Origin of the sequence: Burkholderia sp. L27(2015), assembly GCF_009765705.1 — a bacterium.
Taxonomy (GTDB): Bacteria; Pseudomonadota; Gammaproteobacteria; order Burkholderiales; family Burkholderiaceae; genus LMUX01.
The window spans coordinates 1-914 of sequence record NZ_LMUX01000034.1 but is presented as its reverse complement, the minus strand read 5'-3'; the positions used below and the strand labels follow the sequence as shown (position 1 = coordinate 914).

General features: G+C 66.3%; 2 protein-coding genes. Both read left to right on the top strand.

Going from position 1 to position 914, the window contains the following annotated elements; translation table 11 throughout:
- On the top strand, positions 1-604 hold a 604-nt coding region (locus GSQ77_RS28930), incomplete at its 5' end, for a winged helix-turn-helix domain-containing protein (RefSeq protein WP_158907596.1).
- Positions 601-914, top strand: a 314-nt coding sequence (locus GSQ77_RS28925; protein ID WP_174246521.1) for a sensor histidine kinase N-terminal domain-containing protein, incomplete at its 3' end; no start/stop codon positions are given. The genes GSQ77_RS28930 and GSQ77_RS28925, both read left to right, overlap by 4 nt.

Genomic DNA, 914 nt, shown 5'->3' with positions numbered 1-914 from the left:
TGTCGCCGGTGGCAACCTGGCCGACGCGGCACTGCGCGATCACGACTATGACCTGCTGGTGCTGGATCTCGGCCTGCCCGCCCTCGACGGCAGTGAAGTGTTGCAGCGCCTGCGCAGCCGTGGCGCCGGCCTGCCCGTGCTGGTGGTGACTGCGCGTGACGGTTTGCCCGAACGCGTTCGCGTGCTCGACCTGGGCGCCGATGACTATCTGGTCAAACCATTTGCGCTGTCCGAGTTCGAGGCGCGCGTGCGTGCGCTGTTGCGGCGTGCCAGCAGCCGCGGCGTTCCGGAATTGCAGCTCGGTCGATTGCGGCTGGACCTACCCGGACACCGCGCCTGGATCGACGATGCACCGCTGGAGTTGACCGCGCGCGAATTCGGTTTGCTGGAAGCGTTGGCCCTGCGCGCCGACCGCGTCACCAGCCGCGCCCAGTTGATCGAGGCGCTGTGCGACTGGGACCAGGAATTGACCGACAACGGACTGGACATCGCCATCCACCGCTTGCGCCGCAAGCTGCACGGCAGTGGCACCGGCGTGCGCACGATCCGCGGTCTTGGCTACCTGCTCGAGGAAGCTGGCGAATCCGAGGACGGTCCAGCATGAGCCACGCACACACACGTCATCTGCGCCCCAGCCTGCGCCGCCGACTACTGATTTTCCTGTTGATCCCGATGGCCGCGCTGCTGCTTCTGGATGCGCTGCTGACCTACGGGGTCGCCCTGGCCTATGCCAACCGGGTGCATGACCGCGACCTCAGCGACGATGCGCTGACGCTGGCGAAGATGCTGGGTAACGACCAGCTCGGCAGCGACCTGACGCCTCAGGCGCGTTTTCTGCTCGAATACGATCCGGATGGCCGCAGCTATTTCAGCGTGAGCAGCGCCAAGCATGGTTTGTTGGCCGGCAACGGACG